General features: G+C 67.8%; 10 protein-coding genes. 7 read left to right on the plus strand and 3 right to left on the minus strand.

The window, feature by feature from the left end:
- Window positions 1-73 precede the first annotated feature (73 nt).
- Window positions 74-406 carry a YnfA family protein gene (locus KXJ60_RS20715; protein WP_291132062.1) on the minus strand — a complete coding sequence of 111 codons (333 nt, stop codon included), beginning with the start codon at window positions 404-406 and terminating at the stop codon, window positions 74-76.
- Between the two features lie 15 nt (window positions 407-421).
- Entirely contained in the window at window positions 422-853 is a 432-nt protein-coding gene (gene cadR, locus KXJ60_RS20720) for a Cd(II)/Pb(II)-responsive transcriptional regulator (protein ID WP_291132064.1), read from the minus strand.
- Window positions 854-950: 97 nt separating this feature from the next.
- On the opposite strand from cadR, the gene KXJ60_RS20725 reads away from it, so the two are divergent.
- The 4 genes from KXJ60_RS20725 (at window position 951) to KXJ60_RS20740 (ending at window position 3,182) form a co-directional block, all read left to right on the plus strand.
- Entirely contained in the window at window positions 951-1,607 is a 657-nt protein-coding gene (locus KXJ60_RS20725) for a cation transporter (protein ID WP_291132065.1), read from the plus strand.
- Between the two features lie 46 nt (window positions 1,608-1,653).
- Window positions 1,654-1,986 carry a hypothetical protein gene (locus KXJ60_RS20730; protein ID WP_291132067.1) on the plus strand — a complete coding sequence of 111 codons (333 nt, stop codon included), beginning with the start codon at window positions 1,654-1,656 and terminating at the stop codon, window positions 1,984-1,986.
- A 126-nt stretch (window positions 1,987-2,112) separates the two neighbouring features.
- Complete coding sequence (locus KXJ60_RS20735; RefSeq protein WP_291132068.1) at window positions 2,113-2,529, plus strand: disulfide bond formation protein B; 417 nt, start codon at window positions 2,113-2,115, stop codon at window positions 2,527-2,529.
- Window positions 2,526-3,182, plus strand: coding sequence for a thioredoxin domain-containing protein (locus KXJ60_RS20740; RefSeq protein WP_291132070.1), 657 nt, complete (start codon window positions 2,526-2,528; stop codon window positions 3,180-3,182). The genes KXJ60_RS20735 and KXJ60_RS20740 overlap by 4 nt, the downstream gene beginning before the upstream one ends.
- A 6-nt stretch (window positions 3,183-3,188) precedes the next feature.
- On the opposite strand, the gene KXJ60_RS20745 is transcribed toward KXJ60_RS20740, so the two are convergent.
- Window positions 3,189-3,500, minus strand: coding sequence for a high-potential iron-sulfur protein (locus KXJ60_RS20745; RefSeq protein WP_291132071.1), 312 nt, complete (start codon window positions 3,498-3,500; stop codon window positions 3,189-3,191).
- Window positions 3,501-3,668: 168 nt separating this feature from the next.
- Between KXJ60_RS20745 and hpnD the strand changes: the two genes are divergently transcribed.
- From hpnD to KXJ60_RS20760, 3 genes are all read left to right on the plus strand, one after another.
- Window positions 3,669-4,535 carry a presqualene diphosphate synthase HpnD gene (gene hpnD, locus KXJ60_RS20750; protein WP_291132073.1) on the plus strand — a complete coding sequence of 289 codons (867 nt, stop codon included), beginning with the start codon at window positions 3,669-3,671 and terminating at the stop codon, window positions 4,533-4,535.
- A complete protein-coding gene (gene hpnE, locus KXJ60_RS20755) occupies window positions 4,532-5,899 on the plus strand; it encodes a hydroxysqualene dehydroxylase HpnE (RefSeq protein ID WP_291132075.1) in 1,368 nt (455 codons plus the stop codon). The genes hpnD and hpnE overlap by 4 nt, the downstream gene beginning before the upstream one ends.
- 82 nt (window positions 5,900-5,981) lie before the next feature.
- Window positions 5,982-6,322 (plus strand): SH3 domain-containing protein (locus KXJ60_RS20760; RefSeq protein ID WP_291132076.1); only part of this gene is annotated, 341 nt, incomplete at its 3' end.

Here is a 6,322-nt window from a genome sequence, read left to right on the forward strand (position 1 = left end):
TCGATCGAAGACCCGCGCCGGCTGGCCGGGGGTCTGAACAGATCGGTGATCGCGAGGGGCCGCACCCGACGTGCTAGGCCCCCTGGGGTTGCAAGGCGATCACCGCCATACCGATCAGGGCAATCAGCGCTCCCGCCAGGTCCCAACGGGTGAGCGCAACGCCATCCACCACCCGCAGCCAACCCAGCGCCACCACGATGTACATGCCGCCATACGCGGCATACACGCGCCCGGCCGCCGTGGGATGCAGGGTGAGCAGCCAGGCAAACAGGCCCAGCGCCAGCGCCGCTGGCCACAGCCACACCCAGGCCTTGCCCTGCTTGAGCACGAGCCATGTGAGGTAGCAGCCCACGATTTCGGCCACAGCGGTGATGGCAAACAGAGCCGCAAGGCGCACAAACTCCATGACGACCTCGCAGACTCAGGATGCCGGATGGCAGGCACAGGCCTCGCCGTGGGCCGCCGACACCAGGTCGGCCAGGATGCCGCAGGACGCACCGTCGTGGTGCTCTCCATTGCAGCGTGAACGAAGTTGCAGCAATTGTTTCTCCAGCGCGCGCATGCTCTTGAGGCGGGCGCGCACCCGGCTCAGTTGCTCGTCCACCAGGTCGTCCACATTGACGCAATGGCCCTGCGGGTCGTCCACAAAACCCAGCAGGCGCTTCACGTCGGCCAGTGGCATGTCCAGCGCACGGCAATGGCGGATGAACGACAGGCGCTCCAGGTGCGGCTGGTCGTAGTTGCGGTAACCATTGCCATGCCGGGCGGGCGCGGGCAACAGCCCTTCCTTTTCGTAAAAACGAATGGTTTCCACATCCACGCCCGTGGCACGGGCAAGCTCCTTGATCTGCATGGCCGCATCTCCTTCGCATCAGGCGGGGCATTCCCGCAACGGGCTTGACACTGTAGCCGCTCCAGGGTTTTCAATACCCCCATCGAAAGGAAAGACCATGTCTGCTCATTGCCACACCCACGACACGCCCCAGGCCGGCGAGATCGTCAACCTCGGTCGCTACCGCCGCATCCTGTGGATCGCATTGCTCGTCAACGCCGCCATGTTCCTGATGGAAATCTTCGCGGGCTGGCGCGCCGGTTCCCTTTCGCTGCTGGCCGATGCGATCGACTTCGCCGGTGACGCGCTGAACTACGGCATTTCGCTCGCGGTGCTGGCGTCGGCACTGGCATGGCGGGCGCGGGCGGCCCTGCTCAAGGCGTTCAGCATGATGGGCTTTGGTCTCTTCATTCTGGCCAGTGCGGTGTGGTCCGTGTGGCGCGGTGATGTGCCTCATGCGCCCACCATGGGCGCGATCGGCGCGCTGGCGCTCATCGCCAACGTCGCCGTCGCGTGGCTGCTCTATGCCTTCCGGGAGGGCGATGCCAACATGCGCAGCGTGTGGCTGTGTTCGCGCAACGACGCCATCGGCAACATCGCCGTCATGCTGGCCGCCCTGGGCGTTTTCGGCACCGGCAGCGCCTGGCCCGACCTGCTCGTGGCCAGCCTCATGGCCAGCCTGGCGCTGCACGGCGGCTGGCTGGTGCTGCGACAGGCGCGCCATGAGCTCTCCGGGGGCAGCGACGACCACAGCCACCATGGCCATGCCCATTGAAGCCTCTCACCCGCCAAGGCGCTGAGTGGGCTCCTACAATCCCGCGATGCGTTCGTGGCTGGTGATCGTGTTTTGGGTGCTCGTCCCGCTGCAGCTGTCGTGGGCGGCGGCACACGTGCGGGTCACGCACGACACCGCGCACGCCAGCGCCCGCCATTGCAGCCATTCGCACGCATCGGCGCACATGCACACCGCCGATGCCGGCGAGGGCCACGCCGATTGCAGCACCTGCCACAACGGCTGCTCCATGCCCTGCCCCGGCAAAGCGGGTCCATCCATCGACGGCGCCTCCGCCCTTTCGAGCACCGGCGCCACCTGGCAGCCCGCCTCGCACCACGCCAGGCGGCCCGACCGGCCTCAGTGGGTCGCCCGGGCCTGACCCGGGCCACCGCCTGATCCGCCGGGCGCCCTGCCGCGGCGAGCCGGCTTCGCCTCCTCCTTCCATTCGTGCGTGCACCCCTGCGGGTCCGCGCGCTGTTGCTCCGCCCTTTCAGGACGTCCTTCCATGCCACTTCAATGGCTTTATCTGCTGACGGCCTGGCTGGTGGCCACCGTCGCCACCGCCAGCGCGCTGTTCATTGGCGAAGTCATGCTCATGGTGCCTTGCCAGCTCTGCTGGTACCAGCGCATCTGCATGTTTCCGCTCGCCATCATGCTGGGCATGGCCTGCTGCAGCGACGACCGCCGAGGTGCGGTCTACGCGCTGCCGCTGGCCCTGCTCGGTGCCGCCATCGCGCTCTATCACACGCTGCTGGTGGCCGAGTTCATTCCCAAAGCCTGGATTCCCTGCAGTGCCGGCGTCTCGTGCGCCGACCAGAAGCTCGAAATCCTCCATGGCATTCCCATTCCCTGGCTCTCGCTGGCGGCCTTCGTGGCCATCGCCGCCCTGCTGATGCTCTCTCTCGGAAAAAAACCCCAATGACCTCCAAGAAACTCACCGTCTCCCTGATCCTCGGCGTCGTGCTGGTGGCCTTCGCTTTCGGCGTTTACAACTACCAACGGCGGGTGCAGAACTCGCAAATGGAAAAGGTCACCGCACAGCAGGCCCGGCTGGTGCGCATGCACTCACCGGTGTTCGGCCCCCAGGCCGCACCGGTCACGATCGTGGAGTTCTTCGATCCCGCGTGCGAGACCTGCCGCGCCTTTTACCCGGTGGTCAAGGACATCCTGGCGCGCCATCCCGATGACGTCCGGCTGGTGATCCGCTATGCGCCGTTCCACCAGGGCTCGGACCAGGTGGTGCGGCTGCTGGAGGCCGCGAAGCGCCAGAACAAATACGCGGTGGTGCTCGAAGCCGTGCTCGCCGCCCAACCCGCCTGGGCCGACCACGGCAAGCCCAATCTACCTGTCGCGTTTCAGGCGGCCGAGCAAGCCGGCCTGGACATGGCCAGAGCGATTCAGGACGCGCAGCGGCCCGAAGTGACCGCTGCGCTGCAGCAAGACGTGGAAGACCTCACCGCGCTGGAGGTGACGAGAACACCGACCTTCTTCGTCAACGGCCGCGGCCTGCCCAGCTTCGGGCGAGAGCAGCTCCTTGCGCTCGTGGCGCAGGAGCTGGCCAAAGTCCAGCGGTAAGGAGGCTCAGGCCTTCTTGACGTACGCGCTGCACCAGCCGTTGGCCGCCACCGCCTTGCCGGGGAAGATCCCGCAGGGTCCGCTGGCGTCGCCTGCCTTGCCGGCGAAGAGCTGGCAGGTGCCGCACTTCTGGCCTGCGGCGTACTTGGGGTACTTCTTCGCGTCGGTCTTGGTGGCATCGGCCACATAGCCCAAAGACACCGCCGTGGCATCTTTCTCATTGACCATGGCGGGCTGCGCCTGCGCGGTAGCGGCCAGCAGCACGGTGCTGCCTGCGGCGACTTGAAGCATGAATACGCGACGATTGGAATCGTTCATGGGATACCTCGTGGGATTGCAGGATTGCCAGCGCATGCTAGGCCTGCCCTGTTAACGCAGGATTAACGCGACAGAGCATCCGAGCATCTTTGTCGTGCTTTCGGTTGTCCGACCGAGGCGGTCGCCCAGCGCCCGGTGCTTACACTTGGGCACCCAAGCGCCCCCAGCATGAGCCCACAAGACTACGTCCAGCAAAAAGCCGCCGCCTCGGGCAGCAGCTTCTACTACGCCTTCCTGTTTCTGCCCACGGAACGGCGCGCGGCCATCACGGCCTTTTACGCGTTCTGTCGAGAAGTGGACGACGTCGTCGACGAGGTGAGCGACCCGGCGGTGGCCCAGACCAAACTGGCCTGGTGGCGGCGCGAAGTCGGCCAGGCCTACGCCGGCGAACCCACCCATCCCGTCATGCGGGCGCTCATGCCACTGACCAAAACCTACGAGATCGAAGCCCGCCACCTGCTGGCCGTGATCGACGGATGCCAGATGGACCTGGAGCAGAACCGCTACCTCGACTTCGCCAACCTGCAGCGCTATTGCCACCTGGTGGCCGGCGTGGTGGGCGAGGTGGCGGCGCGCATCTTTGGACAGACGCAGATCGGCACCACCGAATACGCCCACCGTCTGGGGCTGGCGTTTCAGCTCACCAACATCGTCCGCGACGTCGGTGAAGACGCCGCGCGCGGCCGCATCTACCTGCCCGTCAATGAACTGCAGAGCTTCAACGTGAAGGCGCACGAGCTGCTGCAGCGTGGGGCCGCGCCCGGCACCGACCTGGCCGACTTCCACCGGCGCTTTGCCGCGCTCATGCAGTTCCAGTGCACGCGCGCCCTGCAGACCTACGACGACGCCCTTGCCCTGCTCCCCGAAGCCGACCGACGCACGCAGAAACCGGGGCTCATGATGGCCAGCATCTACCGCACGCTGCTCAAGGAAATCGCTGCCGACCCCCTGCTGGTGCTCACGCAGCGCGTGAGCCTCACCCCCCTGCGCAAGTTCTGGCTCGCCTGGAAGGTCCAGGCCCTGGGCAGGCTTTGAGCGGCAAGCTGGCCATCGTCGGGGCGGGCTGGGCTGGCATGGCCGCCGCGGTCGAGGCGGCCTCGCTCGGTGCGCAGGTCACGGTGTTTGAAGCCACGCGCACCCTCGGTGGCCGGGCGCGCGCACTGGCGGTGCAGCGGCCGGACGGTCCCCCGCTGGCGCTGGACAACGGCCAGCACATCCTGATTGGCGCCTACACCGACACCCTGGCGCTGATGCAGCGCGTGGGCGTGGACCTGCCACAAGCCCTCCTGAGCCTGCCCCTGGGCCTGCCGTTCCCCGATGGCTCGGGCCTGCAGACGCCACCCTGGGCCACGCGCTGGCCCGCGCCCCTGGACGCGCTGGCCGCCATCGCCACCGTGCGAGGCTGGCCCTGGGGCGAACGGCTCGCCCTGGTGCGCGCTTCGTTGCGCTGGCAAAGCGCGGGCTTTGCCTGCGACCCGGCGCTCACCGTGGCCGATCTCTGCCAGCGGCTGCCCGCGCGCGTGACGCATGAGCTGATCGAGCCGCTGTGTGTGTCGGCGCTGAACACACCGATCACCGACGCCAGTGCCACCGTGTTCCTTCGCGTGCTGCGCGACGCGCTGTTCGGGCGCGGTTTTGGCGGCTACAGCGGGTCGAGCCTGCTGCTGCCGCGCACCGATCTCTCCACCCTCTTCCCCGACATGGCCGCGCAATGGCTGCAGCGCCAGGGCGGCACCGCCGGCCTGCGCATCGGCACGCGCGTGAGCACGCTGCGCCCGCAAGGTGCGCAATGGATGCTGGGGCATGAAGCGGGCGAAGAAGCGTTTGACCAGGTGATCTGGGCCACGGCGGCCAGCCCGGCCGAAAAAGCCATGCGCCAGGCCGCCGACGCTTGCGACGAGGCCACCGAGCCATCGCTCAAGGCGTGGGCCAGGACCGTGCGCGCCCTGCCGTTCACCGCCATCACCACCGTGTACGCCTGGGCGCCGGGCGCGCGCCTGTCCTCGCCCATGCTCGCGCTGCGGGCGCAGCCCGATGCCACCGAAGCGCCCGCGCAGTTCGTGTTCGACCGGGGGCAACTGCACCCGCACGACGCGGCCATGCAGGGGCTCATGGCCTTCGTGGTGAGCGCCAGCACCGACGACCGCGACGCGCTGCAGGCCCGTGTGCTGGCACAAGCGCAGCGACAGCTCGGCCTGGGCACCCTGCAGGCGGTGCAGACCGTGGTGGAAAAGCGCGCCACCTTCGCCTGCACACCCGGCCTGGTGCGCCCCCCGCAGGCCGTGGCGCCCGGGCTGTGGGCGGCAGGCGATTATGTGGATGGCCCCTACCCGGCCACGCTGGAAGGCGCCGTGCGCAGCGGCCTGTCGGCCGCGCGGCTGGCCACCGCTTCGCACTGACTTCGTTTCGGGCGGAACCTCTCGCGCTGCGTGTGTTCACACCAGCTCACATTTTTCAACCCGAGAGAAGGAGATTGCGCGAATGAACGCCACCCACCAAGCCCGACATTTCATGGCCGCCGCCGGCCTGTGCCTGCTCGCCCTGTGCGCCAGCGCGGCACATGCGCAGCAGAACATGGTCAGTGTGGCGGGCAGCACCCTCAACATGCGCGAAGGCCCGGGCACGCAAAGCGCGGTGCTCTGGGAACTCAAGCGGGGCTACCCGCTGGAGATCACCGACCGCAAGGGCAGCTGGGTCAAGGTGCGCGATTTCGAGGGCGACACCGGCTGGGTCGCGCGCTCACTCACCGGCAAGGCGCCGCACCACGTCGTCAAGTCGAAGGTGGCCAACATCCGCAGCGGCCCGGGCACGCAGCACCGCAT

Source organism: Hydrogenophaga sp. (assembly GCF_019264445.1).
GTDB lineage: Bacteria > Pseudomonadota > Gammaproteobacteria > Burkholderiales > Burkholderiaceae_C > Hydrogenophaga.

Excerpts from the sequence above, each read along its gene's own strand:
- KXJ60_RS20730 (WP_291132067.1), top strand. The coding sequence starts at position 1,654 with ATGCGTTCGTGGCTGGTGATCGTGTTTTGGGTGCTCGTCCCGCTGCAG.
- hpnD (WP_291132073.1), top strand. The coding sequence starts at position 3,669 with ATGAGCCCACAAGACTACGTCCAGCAAAAAGCCGCCGCCTCGGGCAGC.
- KXJ60_RS20740 (WP_291132070.1), top strand. The coding sequence starts at position 2,526 with ATGACCTCCAAGAAACTCACCGTCTCCCTGATCCTCGGCGTCGTGCTG.
- KXJ60_RS20715 (WP_291132062.1), bottom strand. The coding sequence starts at position 406 with ATGGAGTTTGTGCGCCTTGCGGCTCTGTTTGCCATCACCGCTGTGGCC.
- KXJ60_RS20725 (WP_291132065.1), top strand. The coding sequence starts at position 951 with ATGTCTGCTCATTGCCACACCCACGACACGCCCCAGGCCGGCGAGATC.
- cadR (WP_291132064.1), bottom strand. The coding sequence starts at position 853 with ATGCAGATCAAGGAGCTTGCCCGTGCCACGGGCGTGGATGTGGAAACC.
- KXJ60_RS20745 (WP_291132071.1), bottom strand. The coding sequence starts at position 3,500 with ATGAACGATTCCAATCGTCGCGTATTCATGCTTCAAGTCGCCGCAGGC.
- KXJ60_RS20735 (WP_291132068.1), top strand. The coding sequence starts at position 2,113 with ATGCCACTTCAATGGCTTTATCTGCTGACGGCCTGGCTGGTGGCCACC.